The following is an 18,425-nucleotide window of genomic DNA, read 5'->3' as shown; positions in this document are numbered from 1 at the left end:
TCTCGCCTTACCATTGTGCCATGAATTTTTCAGTATGAAAAAGGACGAGATGAGCTGTCACCATGAATACGTTTGAGCACGTTTTCTGCCGAAATCAAACACAACGGCACGCCTACTCCAGGTACCGTCGACGCCCCGGCATAGTACAACCCATCCACTTTTGCAGACACATTCTTCCCTCTTAAAAATGCCGACTGCCTTAGAGTATGCGCCCGCCCAATCGCGCCAGCCGACCAAGAATGATAGCGCTGAGCATAATCAGCTGGACCAATGGTTTTTTGCACCACAATGCGCTGGGCAAGATCTGGGATATTCGCCCAATGTGCCAAACGCGCAATAGTGTTGCGCACAACATGAGATACCCACTCAGATTCTTGCTCACCAAAAGCACTGCCGTGTCCATAACATTCCTCGGCTGGTGCAGGCACGAGGATGAAGAGATTTTCATGTCCTGCTGGCGCTACCGTTGGATCAGTGTGGGAAGGTTTACACACATACAATGATTCTGAGATGCGATCTGGACGCTCAGGGTGTGCCCCAGTGTAAATTGCGTGGAAATCAGGTTCCCAATCAGGGGAAAATAATAAATTATGGTGCACAAGTTGGGGTAACTCACCGCGCACCCCAAGCATAATGATCACCGCAGAAACCCCAGGGTGTGCGCGTTGCCAATAGCGTTCCGGATAGCTGCGCTGCTCAGGTTGCAACAGTTCTAGTTCGCAGTGCCGAATATCACCGGCGTGTACCACTAGGTCGGCGTCGAAAAGCTCACCACGAATGCTACGAACACCACGCACCTGTTTGTGCGCGGTTTCGATGGCAGTAACCTCGGTATTAAAAGAAAACTCCACGCCGTTTTCTTGGGCAATCCGCCACAGTGCCGCACTAATAGCAGCGAATCCGCCTTGAGGATAGCGAGGCCCTTCCACCAGATCGGTATGGCTCATCAAAGCATATAGTGCAGGTGTCTGGGCTGGCTGCGAGGAAAGAAATACTGCTGGATATTGCAGGATTTGCCGAAGCAGCGGGTGGGCGACAATGCGGTTTGTTTTGTGCTCGATACTGCGACTGATCCCTGCTACCAACCAATGCACCCTGCTGAGGATTTTGAGACGCAATAGTGGCGCTATGCTGCTGAAAGTGGTGTAGAGGAAAGTCTCGAGCGCAAGCTGATATACCTGAGTTGCCTGAGCCAAATAAGCGCGTATTTTTGCCCCAGCACCAGGTTCTATATTCTCGAAAAGCTCGGCAATATTATCCACCCCAGCATGGACATCACAGCTGCGCTCAGCCCCGGAAAACACTCGATACGCTGGGGATAATTCCACAAGCTCACATTCGTTGGCAATATCAGTGCCGCACAGTCGGAAAAAATGCTCATAGGCCTCGGGCATGAGATACCACGATGGCCCGGTATCCCACCGAAACCCTTGCTCACTGATACTTTCTGCTCGCCCACCAGGCTGCGCCAGCTTCTCGACGACCCGCACCGCATAACCATCTTGTGCCAGCAAAATAGCACTAGCAAGCCCTGCGTATCCTGCACCAATGACGACTGCCCTTGCCTGATGTTTCTGATGCTCCTGACGTGCATTCGTCATGCCCGCCTGCTTCCCCGACGCATTGCTGTACCCACCACCGACCGAGCAATGATGAGCACTTTACGCACTGAACCTAGCCGCACGCGTGTTGTGCGCAACTGCGCCACAGTAGTATCCGCGAGCAATTGCGCAAGCTCGCTAAAAAGATCCGCACTGGCTTGTACCCCGAAGCGGGAGGAATAAGGCAGAAGAGCGATCATAGGCTGTGCAGCTGCTAAATCAGCCTGAATCTCTGCAATAATTTTCGCCTTCGACGCCTCGCTGAGCATACCCCCACCTTGGGTGGTATTAGTATCAGGGAAATAATGGCGACCACGCTCATAAATATCTTCGCGGATATCGCGGAGAAAATTGATTTTCTGAAAAGCTGCGCCGAGGCGTCGAGCGCCTGCTTCAAGTTCAATACGGTGTGGGTGCTCCCCTGGCTGCTCGGCAAGGAAAATGCGCAAACATAATAAGCCGATTACCTCAGCGGAACCATAAATATAGTGCTCATATTCTTGCTGAGTGTAACTCGTGTGCGTAAGGTCGCTACGCATAGAAGTGAAAAAGGCACGGAGATATTCCGCAGGAAACTGGCATCTACGCGCAGTATCTGCATAGGCGTGAATGATTGGATCAGGGTGAAAGGGCTGCTGAGGTGCATGAAGAATACTGTGCTCATAATCAGATAATTGCTGTTCGATATTGCCCTCGGCAGCACCGTCGACGATCTCATCTGCAATACGCACCACAGCATAAAGGTGCGCGATATCACTGCGAACCCGTGGGCTAAAGAGCATACTTGCCAAAGAAAAGCTGGTGGAATATGCCCGCATCACTTTTTTACTCAGCGCATGGGCAATGGCAGTGTAATGCGCATTATGCTCATTATTGCACTGTGCCGCGTGCGCAGTTGCGTGCACAACCCTGTGCTCATTGTCCACAGTATTCGCGTGATTCGTATTATTGGTGCTGTTCGTGCTGTTCACGAGCGTGTGCCTACCTCACTTTCTCGCTTTTATCTTAGCGGCGAAGATAGCATTTGTCTGATACTTAACTGATACCTGCCTGTTACTTGTCCAATGCGCAGCGGTTGATGGATAACAATGGTGCATAGCGGTGGTGTATAGCGGTGGTGTATAGCGGTATAACGCAAAAAGGGGTGAGCAGATCTTGGTATTGCGATATACGCTTGTACTCTAATGACACAAGGAGGTGACAGGTGCCCACACCCATTGAACTGATGCCAGAGAGAATCAAGAGGGTATTATCCACTGCCACTTTTCTTGGGAGTCTGGGAGGAAGCCTCATGCCGTTTCTTTTCAGCTTCTCCTTGATTACAGAGCGGAATTTCTCGCTCAATGCGGTGTCCATTATTTTGTTAGCAGGACCATTGGGACTACTAACAGGCAACAGAGTGCTTGTCCCGAGAACAGCTCGCTTTAGCCCCAAAACCCTCATGCGCATTGCCCACACAGGTTTTGCCGTATCTCTAAGCCCAATCATTGTTTTCCAGGCAATTGTGCAGCAATTAGCCTTTGCTTATTTCTTTCTTTCCTCTTTAATTCGCTCTATCTGCCTGCACGTTCAGAATATATTTTCTTCTTGGGAGAAAAAGAAACTCAGGGTGAGGTCGCTAAGTACAGAGGTACCCTAAGATTTTTGTCCTATGCTGCGACTGGGGCAGCTTCAATTCTTGCGGTGCTGATTATTTCTTTCTGTGCGGGTTACGTCCAACTATGGGCACTATGTTCAGCGATAGCAGCCAGACTCATCTGCGCCGCACTAATCGCCAGGCTCCCTGCTATTGACAGCAGAGGTATTAGTCCTCAAGGTATGAGCGCCCGAGCCCCCGTCGGCAAAGATGGCTCTGCAATTGATAATCCAAAGAGCTTGACAGAAACAAGAAATAAGGTATCAACTGGCTATATTTTCATCACAATCTGTTTATTCCTCATATCGTCACTGTGCGGCAGTTTCACTTTTCTGTTGCCACTGATCGCTGCAAAGTTCTCAATCACAGGTGACAAGCTCTACCCCATACTTTTGGGCGCAATGACCATATTCGCGGGGATTCTCCATCGCAATAAAACAGTGCGGAATCTCGCGCTGCATAAAGGAAGAAAAGCAGTCACGTATTGCCTCTTGGGTGCAGGAATAGCCTTCGGCGCACTCTATTACTCATTGCGTACCGACACAGCAATCTCTCTCTTGTTATCTGCAAGTGCAATCATAGCTCTCACCTTTTGCAATGTGGTGGTCATGAGCGTGCAGTGGGAATACAGCTACAGAATACGACACCAAGAAACAACGAGAATGTATGAAGCCACAGACAGTTTGCTCCAAACCAGCATTGGGCTGTGCTTACCGAGCAGTTTGTCTTTTTTATTGGGGATATTTTCGCTAAACATCTTTTTGGGCATTGGATTAATGTTTATCGGTAGTGCACTTGTTCAGCTTTTCGACGTTGGGGCTAAGAAATTATAAATGGCATTGAATATGAAAAGTGGGGTGGTGTTTTATTACACCACCCCACATCTGCACTCTGGGCTAAGCAGCAAGAACAGCTACTCTAAGTAATCCCTTGTAGCACTCCTGCTTCTAGCAGCCACAGTCACACACATAATCTCGTATCCAACTACGTATGTGACTCGAACTATCTACGCAGCACGCAAATGACCACCCGTCGTCACCCGCACACCAGACTTCTTGACAGTCGTGCTTGCAGCTTTCTTATCCACAAAACCACCATGCTGAACAACCTGCTGAACAATCACACTAGCCCCATGCTCTTGTGACCCCTCCGGTTCAGACGACACACCACCATCATGCTGTATAGACTCATCCACCTCAGGCTCATCTACATCCACTAACTCCTCAGACCGCGACTCCGACTCACTAGAAACTACCTTCGCGTGTGCCACATCACAATCCCGCACAAGAGCATCCGAACCAAACTCACCATCCGCATACACAGGCATTGCCTCCACAGTAGCGATATTGACATGACCACCAGACTCCGGAGCTACCAACGAAGCCCTACACACAAAATGCTCACCAGGAGCAAGAATCTCTGGCTTATCAGCACACACAATATCCTCAGAAGCAATCACATCATCACCAAGCTCAATACCAGTCAACGCAACATCACCAGTATTAGCAACATCAAACACAAACTCCATCCCAGAACCAGAAGCAACCATCACACCAGGAGCAACATCAGCATCCTCACCATTGACCAACTTCGTCACAGAAATACCAGGAGTCTTCACCACACCCTCAGAATCATCATGAACCTCAGGCGGAGTATGCGCTTTAGCAACATCCTTAGCCATCACCTCACCAGACTCAAGCTCATGACCATCCTCATCAACAGGAACACCAGTCACCGTCACAGTGTTAATATGCTTACCACCAGCCTCAGGAGCAGGATACGATGCAGAACACGTCATAACCTCACCAGCAGCCAACACACGATCAGCATCATCACACACAATTGCATCACTGTCAGTAATCACATCATCGCCAACAACCACATCCTTAAGCGTAGTGTTACCGGTATTTGTCACCTCAAAGGTAATAGCCATATCCGTACCCGCCTGGGTCTCCACGCCTTCACCCTCACGAGCAATGCGACCATTAATCTTCTTCACCACCGCAATACCAGGCTCAAGACGCTGTGGACGCTGTGGCTCCACAGACTCCTCAGGAACATCAGGAACCACCGGGGTGGGCTCCACAGGTGTTGATTCCTCAGGCTTGTCAGCAGTAGTAGATTCCACAGGCGTAGACAATGTCGACGATGGCTCAGACTCTGCAGGCTTCTCAGAAGTCGTGGTTTCCTCCGGTGTTGTTGATTCCGCAGGCTCATCAGTTGGTGTCACAGGAGTAGACGTTGTTGACTCAACAGACGCAGGCTCAGAAGGCACAGGTTCCAATGTTGGAGACTCTGGTGTGGTTGATGACGAGACTTTCGACGTTGCTGACGCAGAACTAGGTGTAGGCTCCACCGACGACGAAGAAGTGGTCGACGGTGCCGCAGAACTAGAAGTAGTTGACGGTGCAGACGACGACGTTGTTGATGGCATCGAGGAAGATGATGTAGGAGCAACAGATGACGTTGGTGTTGCCTCAGGAACACGAGCATTCGCTGGGTCAGAATCCGTTAACGGCGTATCACCCACAGGATTACCATCCTTATCCACAGGTGTAGCAGTCACCGTACCCGTATTCGTATGCATCTCACCAGCCTGAGGCGCAGGCAGGGTTGCATAACAAATCAGTTTCGCACCAGGATTCAGTTTCTCTGGACGACCAGGACACGTAATCTTACTTGGATCAGTAATCACATCATCACTGACCACAATATCCTTCAACGGCATATCACCAGTATTAGTCACCTCAAACATAACACTCATGTCTGAGTCCGCATCAACCACAACAGCATCCTGTGCAGTATTAGCATCCACAGCGTTAATCTTCTTCACAAGTTCAACACCAGGGGCTGCACCATGCGCATTCGCAGGATCCTGTGTCGTTACGTCCCCACCATCAACAGGATTACCATCCTTATCCACTGGTGTTGCTGTTACTGTCGCAATGTTTGTATGCTGCTCACCAGGTTTCAGACCATCAAGAGAAGCACGACATGTCACCTCTTCAGCAGGTTGCAACACAACAGTATCAAGACTACTGCTACCACAGGTGATTTTGTCTGCCGGGATCTTATCATCAGCAAGTCTGAGGTTCTTCAGCACCGTATTGCCCGAGTTACGGATTATAAACCTAAACGTCAATGATGTACCTTCAGCAACAGCAATACCAGGAGCCTCATTCGCATCGGCCGCAGTACCACGAATAAACTGGTCAAGAAGTCGTCTACCAGGATTGGCAGGATCAACAGCTCTTACTGTTTTCAGTACACTCACACCAGGCACAGGTTTTGCTGGTAACGGATCACCCGCAGCAACACCTTCAACAGCTGCAAACGGTGTAGCTCCACCTTCACCGCAAGAACCATAATGTGCACTCTCGCCAGTATGACCTTTACCAGACTTGTAGCTTTCTGGGTCAGTGGAATACGTCAGGATAGTGTTGTACTTCGCAGCACCAGAATACGGCGCAAACACATCACCACCAAAGACAGAGAGTCGATACAATGCACTCGTCTTGAGCACTGAGGCTACAGCATTAGCATCCGCATTACCCTTATCGTCGACTACTGTAGTTCCACCAATAGTCTTTAATGAATCGACGTCTTCACCCCAGGCGTTTTTCATGATTACAGGTTTATACAACCCAGGGATCTTATAGTCCACGTACACTGTGCCGTTTGCAGGATCGTCGTTGAATCCAATCACCTCAGGTTTATGAGCTTCTTGCCACGCCTTATAAGCATCCTCAAGCAATTTACCTAAAGCAGTAGCGTCTTCTTTGGTAATTGTTTTACTGTTCCAATCAAAGGACTTACTTAGTCCGTTGGTTCCTGGTTGTGCTTTCGCTTTCACCCCCTCGAGATCAAAGTCAGGTGGATACACATCGGTTTGAGGTGGAGTAGCTCCACCTTTAGGAATCTTAAGCCTCAGTTCTCTAGGCGTCCAACCGCCAATATACCGGTGTGAGAAACCTGAATCTGAAGTATTCAGCTCAACCTTTAGATTCTCTTTAATTTTCGTCATTTTCATGGGTGTGTACGCGTCATCGACACGTACACGCACATAGATGTCTTGGAAGGTTTCGTTCTCACCACCAGCATCACCAATCGGTGGAGTCACAAACACAGTACCTTTTACCTCACCATACACACCCGCCCCTTGCCTAGCAAAAGAATTAATATCAGTAAGATATTCCAATTCCATCTCATATGTTTCGCATGCCATGCGAGGAATAGGAGCACCAACAACACTATGAGGTATAGGGTTTATATTTTGGTTACATTTTCCACCTTTGCGTTCGACCGTAGTGAACAAATCCCACTCATGCTCATTACCCTGCGAATCAGTCGTTGTCGCAATGTATTTCACCGACAAAGGGTCACGCTCACATAAACCTACAGGAAGCTCTGTTGTTCGTGTAAATTGTGCAGTGCGATTCACCAACCCCTCAGATTCAGAAGTCAACTTTACGAGAAAACCACCCCAGCTGCCGCCAGAAACAGCAGCAATAGTTTTCCCTGTCCGAGAATCTCTCAACGCAATATCTCCGTTAATACTGTCAAAACCCGGAAAAGAAGCACGTACCTCTGGCTTAACAGTAGTCTCAAACCGTATATAATCCCCTGGTTTTGCGTCATCAGGGAAAGCGAAATCAACAGTCAACACAACCTTATCCTTGTCATTAGGATCAGCCGTTACTGTCATGTTTTTAATCACCGAATCAGGCAACCGCTTCGGGCTAGCAGTATCCGCCGCTGGTGCTGTTGTCTCTTCTTGAGCCCACACCACAGGCACACCAACACCAGAACTAGCACCTCCCCACATGCCACTGGACAATAATCCAGTAGTCATAATCACTGCACCAACACGGCGCAGCAACCAGTGTTTCTTCCCCATGAACACTCCTTAGAAAAACCTTAAGAAAACATAAAACACCTAAAGAGTAGCCCCCCCCCCATAAAAATGTCCAACCGAAGAACAAGAATCTAGGTTATCCATCCCATAAAAGCGACATCACAAGTAGGTTAAGAAAGAGAGCAATAGACAGAATATGTGGGTCAATAAGCAAAACCCCCAAACCACAAATATGGCTTGGGGGTTTTAGAACCGAACAGTTATGCCGAATTACTCCACTACTTCTTTCGCAGTGATGACAAGGTTTTCATTGCGGTGTGGCACGCAGGTGATAAAGTGCATAACACCTGGCTCTTCTGCCCACACGAGGTCAGAGTTAGGGATTTCATCTTTTAGGATGGATCGCTGGTCGGTAATCTCGTAGGTTTTTGAGCCCACCACGATACGGTCACCGATATTGGCTAGTGGCGCACCGGTGTTAGGGTCAACCACGTAGTTTCCTGGTGCTTTGCCTGCGCCGTCGAGAGCGTGAGCTACAACGATCACAGAACCGTCTTCGCTATTGACGTAGCCTGGTGAGTAATCTGCAACCACGAATGCGCTGGTGTAATTCACTGGCTCGATCACACCATTGTATGAGGTCAGGGTGCCTAGTGGTACGTTTAGCCCTACGGAGTCGATGATGAAGGATTCACCAGCGTCAGAGATTTGGTTCATGTCTTCTGGGCTCACATTTGCGTTGGCTGCGTCGCTGCGGTCTACTTCTTGACCGTTCATGTCACGCACAAGGCTCTTGTCGTCGGCGGAATCGTATTTTACGGTTGTGGTTTCCTGCGCTTTGGTGTCACCGTCGTTGTCGTTAGAGCAGGCACCTAGCATTAATGCGCTTGTGCACAGCAGTGCCGCAAGAGTGGCACGAGTTTTCTTCATCATCTTTAACCTACTTCTAAGAATTGCTCATACTTTTTACCAAAACCACAGCGTAGCACATGGGCTTTTTATAATACAGCTTGAGCACAAGCCACAGCGCTACGAGCAGCCTTATCAGTTTCCTGCAATAACAATGGATCTGTGCCAGGCATAGGCGAGATTGTCGTGTCCGGATATTGCGCATAGGTGGGAATACCAATCAAGTGCACGCGCGGATCACGCTCGCCTGATTCTCCAATGAGCAACCGTGTTTGTTCGTCTACCTCAGGCGAACCAGTGGCAATGGTGTGCCCCTCATTCTTCTCCTGCCAGGGTCGCACCCGCTGCCCTAGGGATAGCATCATTGGCTCTGCTTGTCGACGCACATCTGGACTATACATCCATGCATCGACCAAAACTGCTGCTCGCACTGGGGTGTGCGTGCTAGGGCTTGTCATCTCAAAGCCGTCTGCTACCACGCTTACCTGTGGTTTTTCGCCAAGGAAAGTGACCAGACCTGCGTCGATAAGCGCTAGGAGTTGCTGGGAGCGAAATAGTGGCGGTCCGGAACCGAGCATTTGCCCGAGTGCCATGAATGACCGATATGCTCCGCTACGCGACGCCCAGGTATAGCGTCCTTGGGCGCCGAGAATGGAGGCAGGTTTGCGTGAGGCACTTATAGACCACAACCCAGCTTTAAGGGCACTTGCTGCTCCAAGTTGGGCGTGGGCGATGTCATTGGTCATGGCGTGGGCGATATGCTCAGTGAGTTCTTGAGGGGATTGCACTGGGATCTGTGCCAAGGGGTGATGCCATCGGTCGAGGTCGAAGCGATGAGCCGGGTTGGGAATAAGCCCATGTAATGCGGCGTCATCCCCTGCGTCAATAGCTTCTATTACTTGCGCTAAGGTTCCAGAGAAAGCCGCGGGGTTTTCCTTGGCGAGCACTTGGTAATAAGCCTCATGAGCGTCAGCAATAATTGCTGGTAGCACTTCATGCTCAAAATCAATCTGCCTGGTGGTGTCTTTATGGCGAGCAATCACTGCTTTCAATCTGGTTAGCGCTGCTTTAGGTGGTAGTCCACCATAATCGCTTTTAGGCAGGTAGGGGTAGCCGCGACCTGAAGCTACTACTAATTGTGGTTCTCGCCCGGAGGCTTGATAGCGCAATCCACTGCGCGCATTATCATCAGGTATAAAGCGTCCACCACGACCAATGCTCAACAATGCCATGAGGTCAAAAAATCCCATGCCTAATCCGCGCACCAATACGTGTGCGTTATCTGGAATACGCTCAATGTGCTGTTCGATTGGGCTACCGGGCGCGATCCATAACCCAGCTGACTGCGCCAGCTGTTGTTCCGTTTCGTTGAGAGCCGGGGTATGCCAACCGGGGGCAAGCACAGTAGAATTCGCGTGAATACGCGTGCCATCTGCGAGAGTTAGTTCATCATATCCTTGCCCGGCGCCTTGCCCAGCACTAATTTTTATACAGCGGGAGTGGTGTTCGCTGACACTGATATGCTCCGGCAACCAGGCGCATACCACCTGATATACCCAGCGTAAATAGTGCCCATAGAGTGCTCGTGAGGGATTGGATTCCGGACGGGTATGGGCAATCTCATGTTCATAGGCACTGATGTCCCAGGTGACGGGATGTTGGGCAATAAGGCGGGCTTTGTGCCCATCAGGATCTACCTCAGGGGTCAAGGTTTCTCCGCGCAGCACTTGGAGCCACTCATACATGGTGGGGCCGACTCGCACTGGTGCTTGGACACTAGCGCCGGGTTCGGTAAAGAGGGTCACTGCCGCGGCCAGGGTGTTCATGCACAGAATGGAGCTTTGGTCGGTGTCCCATATTCTGCCGCCGTGACCGGGTGGGGAGTCGTCGATAAGCGCGAGGTGAAGTGGTGTGGTGGTGTGTTGGGCGCCAATTCTTTCTATGACGGAAATTCCTCGAGGTCCCAGTCCAACAATGGCTATTGTTGCGCTCATTTCACTCCTAAACTTCATGGTCTATTTATAGAATACAGGTCTGTCTATTTTTGTGGTAAATTCACACACCATGAACAGACTAACAACCCTTAGCAAACTCATCGGCATCATCAGTGCCACCATCATCAGCATGAGCACCCTCAGCGCCTGCACCCAAAGTGCAAACCTGAGCCAAGCACACAATAATATCCTGACCTACTTAGAACCCAATACCTTCAAGACGCTCTACCCACCTTCAGCTGGTTACTACCCCAACGGCGGAATCATCAATCAGATCACCGACCGACTGCTCTATCAAGACCCAGACACCCTGGAACTATCACCCTGGATTGCCACAGAACTCCCCGAAGTCAATGCCGACGCCACACAGTACACTTTCCACATCCGCACAGACGTCACCTATTCCGACGGCACAAAACTCACCCCAGAAAATGTGGTGAAAAACTTCGACCTCTACGCGCGTGGCGACAAAACCAGAAAACTCACCGCCTCAGAACAAATCAATAACTACGAACGCGGTGAAGTCATCGACGACCACACAGTACGCTTTCATTTCAGTGCACCCGCACCTGGTTTCGCCCAAGCCACCAGCTCCTTTAATGCCGGTTTGCTCTCCGACGCCACTCTCGACAAAACCACCGAAGGATTTGCCCCAGGACAAGCCACCAGCATCATCGGCTCAGGACCGTTTAGCATTACCGAAGAAAAACTAGGCACCTCACTCATGCTGAGCACCCGCAAAGACTACAACTGGGCACCACCTGTACTAAAACACCAAGGCAGAGCGCAAATCGACGGCATTCGCTACGTGCTAGCAGCAGAAGACTCAGTACGCATAGGCGGGCTCCTTGCCGGACAAGCAGATATCGCTAGACAAATTGAAGCCCCCGTCGAAAAGCACCTCACCCAAGCAGGACTAACCGTGCAGGCTCACTCCACAGGTGGCATGAGCAACCAACTAGCACTACGGTTTAGGCACCCATTCCTGCAAGATATTCGCGTACGTCAAGCAATTTTTGCCGGCATTGACCGCAAAGAAATTCTGCGCACACTCTTTTCCCCACGATACGCACTAGCCACCAGCGCAATGGACTCACACGGACTGGGATATGCACGCCAAGCAGACTACATCTACGACCCTAACAAAGCACGCGCCTTACTCGACGAAGCTGGCTGGGCACCAGGACCAGATGGAATCAGAGTAAAAGACGGACAACACCTATCTTTCACCGTCAACGAAGCCCTCCCCCAACCACGTTCCAGGGAAGTAATCACCAAAGTGCAAGAACAACTGGCCAAAATTGGCATTGAGATTCACCTACTCCCCGGCGATATTGCCGTCCAAGATGCAGACTCTAAAGACATCAACAAAGTGCAAATCAGGCACACAATGGTCGGTCGGGCAGATTACGACGTCATCAAATCACAGTATTACTCCACCAACCGCAATCAATTACTCAACTACGACGAAAAAACAGATAGCCTTGGCGACCCTGAACTCGAAGAATTACTCAATCAAGTCGCCTCTAGCCCCAAAGAACAAGACCGTGCCGCGGCATCAGCCAAAGTCCAACAACTGCTCTACGACAAAGCCTATGTGCTCCCTCTCTTTGAGGAACCACAAGTATATGGGCTGCACAACTATGTTAAAGGTTTTCATCAAGATGCCATTGGGCGCCCCGTTTTCTATGAAACATGGATCGACCACAAGGAGCTAGCACAATGATTGGAATAACTGGCAAGAAAATTCTGGCACGCATAGCCCAAGCTATCGTCGTGTTGCTCATCACCTATACTGTGGCTTTTGTCCTCCTCCAAGCACTGCCTTCCGACGCCATTCTGGCGCGCTACGCCAGCCCAGACTTAGGACTAAGCGAAAAAGAAATAGCAGAAATCAGAAGCGAATATGGCGCAGATAAGCCCCTCATTCAGCAATATATCCTGGCACTGGGTGGTTATCTCACCGGCAACTTCGGCTATTCAATCCAAACGGGAACCTCCGTCTCAAGTTTGCTAGCAACCGCATTACCTTCTACCCTTGCCCTCGCGGTCTGCGCTTTCCTGCTCGCTCTTATCCTTGCCCTCGGCATTGCGACCCTAGCAAACATTTCCAGCACCCTGCGTGGATTTTTCCGCGGCTTGCCACCACTGATGATTTCCGTCCCCAGCTTCTGGATCGGCATCATTTTGATTCAGCTGCTTTCTTTCCGACTCGCCCTTATCCCAGTAATCAACGCTAACCCCATTCAGGCATTGATTTTGCCGGTCATCACCCTCTCAATTCCCATTGCAGCACCACTGGCACAAGTGCTCATTCGCACCATCGACGACATTAACGAACAACCTTTTATCACTGTGTCCAAAGCACGAGGAGCAAGTACCACATGGATCTTCTTCCGCGACGTACTGCGTAATGCTCTACTGCCAGTATCCACTATGGCAGGCGTACTATTTGGGGAACTCGTCGGCGGTGCAGTCGTTACCGAAGCTGTCTTTGGCAGAACTGGTATCGGGCAGCTTACTCTTTCTGCAGTTTCCCACCGCGATATGCCCGTACTACTAGCAATTGTGCTTATCAGCGCCAGCACCTATATCCTCATCAACCTCATTGTTGATCTGAGCTATCCACTCATTGATCCACGTTTGCGTAGAAAGGCTCGCCCATGAAAAAGCTCACACACCCCTGGGCATTAGTGAGTCAAATTATCGTACTCATTGCGATTATCGCGGCTCTATTTCCTGGTATTTTCGCCCACGGCAATCCCTTATCTGGAGAGTTTGAGCCACTGCTTTCCCCCAGCCTGGAACATTGGTTTGGCACCGACTCCATTGGACGCGACCTCTACACCCGCGTTGTATATGGCACCCGACAATCTCTACTAGGTGGTCTTATCGCTGTATTAGTAGGCGCAACTTTTGGTACTTTTATCGGTCTGATTGCCGGTGTTGGTGGAAAGTTCGTCGACACGCTACTCATGCGAGCAATCGATGTGTTGCTCGCCATTCCATCACTGCTGTTATCACTATCAATTATTGTGTTGTTGGGTTATGGCACTATCAATGCCGCTATTGCAGTGGGATTGACCAGCGTTGCCGCCTTTGCGCGTCTAGCACGTTCTCAGGTGCTCAGCGTAGCGCAGCGGGAGTTCGTCGAGGCTGCTTATGGTTCAGGCGCAACCAAAGCACAGGTGATTATCCGCCATATTCTGCCTAATTCACTTTCCCCAGTCCTCGCCCTAGCTGCTGTGCAATTTGGCTCAGCTATCCTACAGCTTTCAGTGCTGGGATTCCTCGGCTATGGCGCACCACCACCAACACCAGAATGGGGATTGATTATCTCCGACGCGCGAGATTATCTGGCAACCTCATGGTGGCTTACCGTACTACCTGGTGTGGTCATTATTTCTGTTGTGGTAGCAGCTAACTACCTCAGTAATTTAGTTGCAAAGGAGCGTAACTAATGAGCACGACACATACAGCACTAGAAGTCAAAGACCTCGCAGTCACCTACACCACCAAAAATGGTGTTATCCAGGCAGTACAAGACGTTTCCTTTACAGTGCTCCCCGGAAGAATCACAGCCATTGTGGGCGAATCCGGCTCTGGAAAATCCACAACCGCCAGCGCCATCATGGGCTTACTCGCCGATAATGCCGATATCACCTCCGGCAGCATCCGCCTAGGCGATACCGAACTGAGCACCTTGAGCGAAAAACAATGGCGCAGTATTCGTGGCAAACGCATTGCTCTTGTCCCACAAGACCCACATAACTCGCTTAATCCACTCAAAAAAATTGGCGACAGCGTGGCAGAAGGATTACGTATTCATCGCTCCTACTCCACGACGCAGCGCAAAAACATTGTGCTTGAGCTATTAGCGAAAGTCGGCATTGATGATCCCCCACGCCGCTATCACCAATACCCCCATGAACTATCAGGCGGCATGAAACAACGCTGCTTGATCGCCGCTGCCCTGGCCTTAGAACCAGAGTTCATTATCGCCGACGAGCCCACCTCAGCACTTGATGTCACAGTGCAAAAAGTCATTTTGGATCTGATCGACTCCATGCGCACCGAACTTGGACTGGGTGTACTACTGATTACCCACGATCTTGCAGTTGCAGGCGATCGCGCTGATGATCTGGTCGTCATGCACCACGGTTTAGTAAAAGAATCAGGTCACTCAGCACAGATTCTGTCCTCACCCACAGACCACTACACCAAACAATTGCTTGCCGACGCCCCCTCCCTCAACATCGACACCGCCTACCACAAGCAGTTCTCGCTAGAAAAAGCAGCGCAAGAAACGCCTGTGGTGCGCGTCGAAAAGCTCAGCCGTGAATTTTCAGGACACCATGCAGTTTCCGAGGTGAGCTTTCCAGTTTATGCCGGCACCACTCATGCCATCGTGGGCGAATCCGGCTCAGGAAAAACCACCACGGGCAGAATCATCGCCGCTCTCGACGCACCTAGCTCCGGGCGTGTTCTCCTAGGCGACACCGAAATCACTAAGCGAGCTCGGTCGATACACAAACGCATTCAGTTGGTGTATCAAAATCCTTATTCCTCGCTCGATCCCCGCTTGAGCATTGGTGCTACGCTACGCCAACCACTGCGCAATTTTAGACTTGGCAATACCATCACCGACAAGTCAGGAACCACAGTAGATAAGGTCAAAAAATATCTTGAATTAGTTTCCCTCGACCCAGCCCTTGCTACCCGACGACCAGCAGAACTATCCGGTGGACAACGCCAACGCGTGGCAATTGCCAGGGCACTCATTGCCGAACCAGAAGTGATCGTCTTTGATGAAGCAGTATCTGCATTGGATGTAAGTGTTCAGGCACAAATTTTGCAATTGCTAAGCAGGCTGCAAAAAGAATTGCAACTGACCTATATTTTCATTTCGCATGATTTATCCGTCGTCCAGCAAATTTCCGATACAGTGTCCGTAATGAGCCACGGCAAACAAGTAGAATATGGCAGCACCTACGAGGTATTCCACAATCCCCAGCATGAACTAACGCATAAGCTCATTCATGCTATTCCTGGCGCGAAACTCCGCGAAGGTTTCTACAATTTAGGACTCTAACCACACCACAGAAAGAACACACCATGACCGATAATCAACCAGATATTATTGATCTGCTCGCCCAAAGTTCAGCCGAACTAGCAGCAATCAGGCGGCAACGCCCTGATGCTGTGCACAATACCCAGCTCAGTTTTCACGCCCTCCTAGAAACTGAGTCCTCCTTAACTCTGGCTGAGCGCTACCACATAGCAGCCTATGTGGCTCAGCTTAATCCAGTGGCAACTGCTCGTGAGTTCTATGCCGACCTCAGTGCCGAAGAAGAACCCAGCCCCCGCATTGCCCATGCCCGCAATTTTGCCCAGCAGCTCATCACTGCCCCGGCATTGGCTACACAGCAACAGTTACAAGAATTAGAGCAGCATTTTAGCAAAGATGAACTTGTCAGCTTAGCGCAGCTCATTGCCTTCCTTGCCTATCAACTACGGCTCATTCATGGGCTACGCATACTCGGCGGGCATGAGAGCAATAAAAAATTTGCGCCACTAGAACCCGAATTACCCAGCTTAGCTGCAACCTTTGTTCGGCATACTCTGGGTTGGAAACCGTGGATCACCCCACTTGCCGCCCACGAGATGACTAACGAGCAACGGGAAAGTTTGATTAAGCCAGAGCGTATCCATCAACCTTATTTCCGACTTCTTGCCAGAGATCCCGCTGCCCTCCAGGCACGTACTCTGACCGACTTAGATATTTTCTACAACGTCGACGGCGGGCTTACTCGCGCCGAACGAGAATTAGCAGCAACAGTGACCTCAAGACTCAATGGGTGCGTCTACTGCACTTCTGTTCATGCTGCGCGCACTCTCGACGAAGCACCTGAGCATACCGCTCGAATCGATGCACTCCTGGCTGATGCTCATGCTGATCTTGGCGATCCACGATGGAATGCTTTATCTGAGGCAGCTCGCGCAATAACTGTGCTGAACTTTGATGATTCTCATGTAGAGCTCTTGCGCACTGTCGGGTGTGATACCGCTGCAATAGTGGATCTTATCAACTCAGCTGCTTTCTTTAACTGGGCTAATAGGCTTATGTTGAGTTTGGGTGAAGAACAGGTACCGCAAAAATTGCGCTAGTATCTTGTAGAGCTTGAATTATTGGTTCGTTAGGTTACTGGTTACTACAGGGTTGCTACCGCAGCAGGAAGGGCTTTACTATGGGTGCCTCGCGCAGCTTGGCTTGGCATATTCCTCGACTCGCACTGGGGTTATCAGCTATTCTCTTTCTTCTTGCTGCTGTAGTACCGCAATTAATCATTAGCAAGTCTAGGCTCATTCCTCTCGATACTCGTTTTACTGTCAGCACTACTCCTGCTTATACGCAGGTGTATGACCCCAAGGCGCCTTGTGCTCAGGCTGCACAACGCGATTGTTATGTCGTCGAAACGCAGTCGCAGCTCACGCGTGTCCTGGAGACTCATAAAACTGACGACAAAAAAGAAACCGCAGTATCTGTGCAAGAAAAACTCACTCGGACAGATAACCGGCATACCATCTTCACACTCGACGATTCCCTCCGCCTTACTCGGCGCTCTACTTACCCCGTCGCAGATAAAGTTTCGCAGCTGCAATTAACTGCCCCTGATTTTAATATCCACATTGATACCGATACTTTTGCCAGAGATGGTGTGCAATACTTCTATCCCTTTGAGCCAGAGCGCCGCTCCTATGACTTTTTCGATATCTTTGCCCAGGATACAATCCCACTCGACTACGTCGACAGTAGCGATGGGCTTTACGTGTTTACGCAAAAAATACCCGCCACTAACATTCGACAATCCTTAGCGCGGTCTATGCGCCAACCAGAAGATATTTCCGACGACCGCCCAAATAATGCCGCCCACACAGATCTTAATAAAGAAGAACTCGCTGATATTTACCAATCACAGGTAAGCGCGGACGCTTCTTTCTTCTACCCCAACTCTGATGAGGCTGCACCAACTGGCACTGTGGTACTCGACCCCTTCTACAGTGCCACCAGAACCCTCTGGGTAGAACCACAAAGCGGCACCATAGTCGATCAAAAAGAAGATATTTTTCTCTTCCTTGCCCGCAATCAAGAAGAAGCCAACATGACAGCCCATGTCGGACATGATAATTACCGTACTTTGCTGCGTACGACGTTATCCTGGGATCAACAAACCAAAGATCGTGCATGGCAACAAGCTAACCCCACACTCCATAAGCTAGAAGTGCTCAAAGTATTAACATTTAGCGCACGTATTCTTGGCTTTATCCTCTTAGGCTATGGACTATGGCGGTTATACAGAAAGAGTTAAGCGCAACACTGACTGAATAATTACTACGTAATTATTCAGTGAGTATTGCGTAATTATTCA

General features: G+C 50.1%; 13 protein-coding genes. 8 read left to right on the top strand and 5 right to left on the bottom strand.

Features of this window, described 5'->3' with window-relative positions:
• Window positions 1–29: 29 nt before the first annotated feature.
• Together crtI and EML15_RS05250 are read right to left on the bottom strand one after the other, a co-directional pair.
• A complete protein-coding gene (gene crtI / locus EML15_RS05255; RefSeq protein ID WP_144273799.1) occupies window positions 30–1,601 on the bottom strand; it encodes a phytoene desaturase family protein in 1,572 nt (523 codons plus the stop codon).
• Window positions 1,598–2,419, bottom strand: a complete 822-nt coding sequence (locus tag EML15_RS05250; RefSeq protein WP_144274146.1) for a phytoene/squalene synthase family protein — start codon at window positions 2,417–2,419, stop codon at window positions 1,598–1,600. Before EML15_RS05250 ends, crtI begins: the two co-directional genes overlap by 4 nt.
• A 473-nt stretch (window positions 2,420–2,892) precedes the next feature.
• Between EML15_RS05250 and EML15_RS05245 the strand changes: the two genes are divergently transcribed.
• Window positions 2,893–3,240, top strand: a complete 348-nt coding sequence (locus EML15_RS05245) for a hypothetical protein (RefSeq protein WP_144273798.1) — start codon at window positions 2,893–2,895, stop codon at window positions 3,238–3,240.
• A 5-nt stretch (window positions 3,241–3,245) separates the two neighbouring features.
• Window positions 3,246–4,070: a hypothetical protein gene (locus EML15_RS05240; RefSeq protein ID WP_144273797.1), complete on the top strand. Its 825-nt coding sequence runs from the start codon at window positions 3,246–3,248 to the stop codon at window positions 4,068–4,070.
• A 173-nt stretch (window positions 4,071–4,243) separates the two neighbouring features.
• Here EML15_RS05240 and EML15_RS05235 read toward each other — a convergent pair whose 3' ends face one another.
• From EML15_RS05235 to EML15_RS05225, 3 genes are all read right to left on the bottom strand, one after another.
• Window positions 4,244–8,134 carry a hypothetical protein gene (locus EML15_RS05235; protein ID WP_144273796.1) on the bottom strand — a complete coding sequence of 1,297 codons (3,891 nt, stop codon included), beginning with the start codon at window positions 8,132–8,134 and terminating at the stop codon, window positions 4,244–4,246.
• 228 nt (window positions 8,135–8,362) lie between these two features.
• Window positions 8,363–9,025: a hypothetical protein gene (locus tag EML15_RS05230; protein WP_144273795.1), complete on the bottom strand. Its 663-nt coding sequence runs from the start codon at window positions 9,023–9,025 to the stop codon at window positions 8,363–8,365.
• A gap of 65 nt (window positions 9,026–9,090) precedes the next feature.
• Window positions 9,091–10,995 (bottom strand): FAD/NAD(P)-binding protein, encoded by a 1,905-nt coding sequence (locus tag EML15_RS05225; protein WP_144273794.1) that lies wholly within the window; start codon window positions 10,993–10,995, stop codon window positions 9,091–9,093.
• A 70-nt stretch (window positions 10,996–11,065) separates the two neighbouring features.
• Here EML15_RS05225 and EML15_RS05220 point away from each other — a divergent pair, with 70 nt between their 5' ends.
• The 6 genes from EML15_RS05220 to EML15_RS05195 all read left to right on the top strand — a co-directional run bounded on the left by EML15_RS05220 (window position 11,066) and on the right by EML15_RS05195 (window position 18,365).
• Entirely contained in the window at window positions 11,066–12,721 is a 1,656-nt protein-coding gene (locus EML15_RS05220; RefSeq protein WP_144273793.1) for a TIGR04028 family ABC transporter substrate-binding protein, read from the top strand.
• 5 nt (window positions 12,722–12,726) lie between these two features.
• Window positions 12,727–13,662, top strand: a complete 936-nt coding sequence (locus EML15_RS05215) for an ABC transporter permease (protein WP_144274144.1) — start codon at window positions 12,727–12,729, stop codon at window positions 13,660–13,662.
• A complete protein-coding gene (locus tag EML15_RS05210) occupies window positions 13,659–14,456 on the top strand; it encodes an ABC transporter permease (RefSeq protein WP_144273792.1) in 798 nt (265 codons plus the stop codon). The genes EML15_RS05215 and EML15_RS05210 overlap by 4 nt, the downstream gene beginning before the upstream one ends.
• Window positions 14,456–16,087 carry an ABC transporter ATP-binding protein gene (locus EML15_RS05205; protein ID WP_144273791.1) on the top strand — a complete coding sequence of 544 codons (1,632 nt, stop codon included), beginning with the start codon at window positions 14,456–14,458 and terminating at the stop codon, window positions 16,085–16,087. The genes EML15_RS05210 and EML15_RS05205 overlap by 1 nt, the downstream gene beginning before the upstream one ends.
• 23 nt (window positions 16,088–16,110) lie before the next feature.
• Window positions 16,111–17,163 carry an alkylhydroperoxidase domain protein gene (locus EML15_RS05200; RefSeq protein WP_144273790.1) on the top strand — a complete coding sequence of 351 codons (1,053 nt, stop codon included), beginning with the start codon at window positions 16,111–16,113 and terminating at the stop codon, window positions 17,161–17,163.
• A gap of 80 nt (window positions 17,164–17,243) precedes the next feature.
• Window positions 17,244–18,365, top strand: a complete 1,122-nt coding sequence (locus tag EML15_RS05195; protein ID WP_144273789.1) for a DUF3068 domain-containing protein — start codon at window positions 17,244–17,246, stop codon at window positions 18,363–18,365.
• The last annotated feature ends 60 nt before the right edge of the window (window positions 18,366–18,425 follow it).

It is taken from the genome of Corynebacterium sp. sy017 (genome assembly GCF_017918135.1).
In the GTDB taxonomy this organism is placed as follows: Bacteria; Actinomycetota; Actinomycetes; order Mycobacteriales; family Mycobacteriaceae; genus Corynebacterium.
The sequence above is the reverse complement of the archived record's forward strand: the minus strand, read 5'-3'. Positions and strand labels throughout refer to the sequence as shown.

Excerpts from the sequence above, each read along its gene's own strand:
- crtI (WP_144273799.1), bottom strand. The coding sequence starts at position 1,601 with ATGACGAATGCACGTCAGGAGCATCAGAAACATCAGGCAAGGGCAGTC.
- EML15_RS05250 (WP_144274146.1), bottom strand. The coding sequence starts at position 2,419 with ATGCGGGCATATTCCACCAGCTTTTCTTTGGCAAGTATGCTCTTTAGC.
- EML15_RS05245 (WP_144273798.1), top strand. The coding sequence starts at position 2,893 with ATGCCGTTTCTTTTCAGCTTCTCCTTGATTACAGAGCGGAATTTCTCG.
- EML15_RS05235 (WP_144273796.1), bottom strand. The coding sequence starts at position 8,134 with ATGGGGAAGAAACACTGGTTGCTGCGCCGTGTTGGTGCAGTGATTATG.
- EML15_RS05230 (WP_144273795.1), bottom strand. The coding sequence starts at position 9,025 with ATGATGAAGAAAACTCGTGCCACTCTTGCGGCACTGCTGTGCACAAGC.
- EML15_RS05225 (WP_144273794.1), bottom strand. The coding sequence starts at position 10,995 with ATGAGCGCAACAATAGCCATTGTTGGACTGGGACCTCGAGGAATTTCC.
- EML15_RS05220 (WP_144273793.1), top strand. The coding sequence starts at position 11,066 with ATGAACAGACTAACAACCCTTAGCAAACTCATCGGCATCATCAGTGCC.
- EML15_RS05210 (WP_144273792.1), top strand. The coding sequence starts at position 13,659 with ATGAAAAAGCTCACACACCCCTGGGCATTAGTGAGTCAAATTATCGTA.
- EML15_RS05205 (WP_144273791.1), top strand. The coding sequence starts at position 14,456 with ATGAGCACGACACATACAGCACTAGAAGTCAAAGACCTCGCAGTCACC.
- EML15_RS05200 (WP_144273790.1), top strand. The coding sequence starts at position 16,111 with ATGACCGATAATCAACCAGATATTATTGATCTGCTCGCCCAAAGTTCA.
- EML15_RS05195 (WP_144273789.1), top strand. The coding sequence starts at position 17,244 with ATGGGTGCCTCGCGCAGCTTGGCTTGGCATATTCCTCGACTCGCACTG.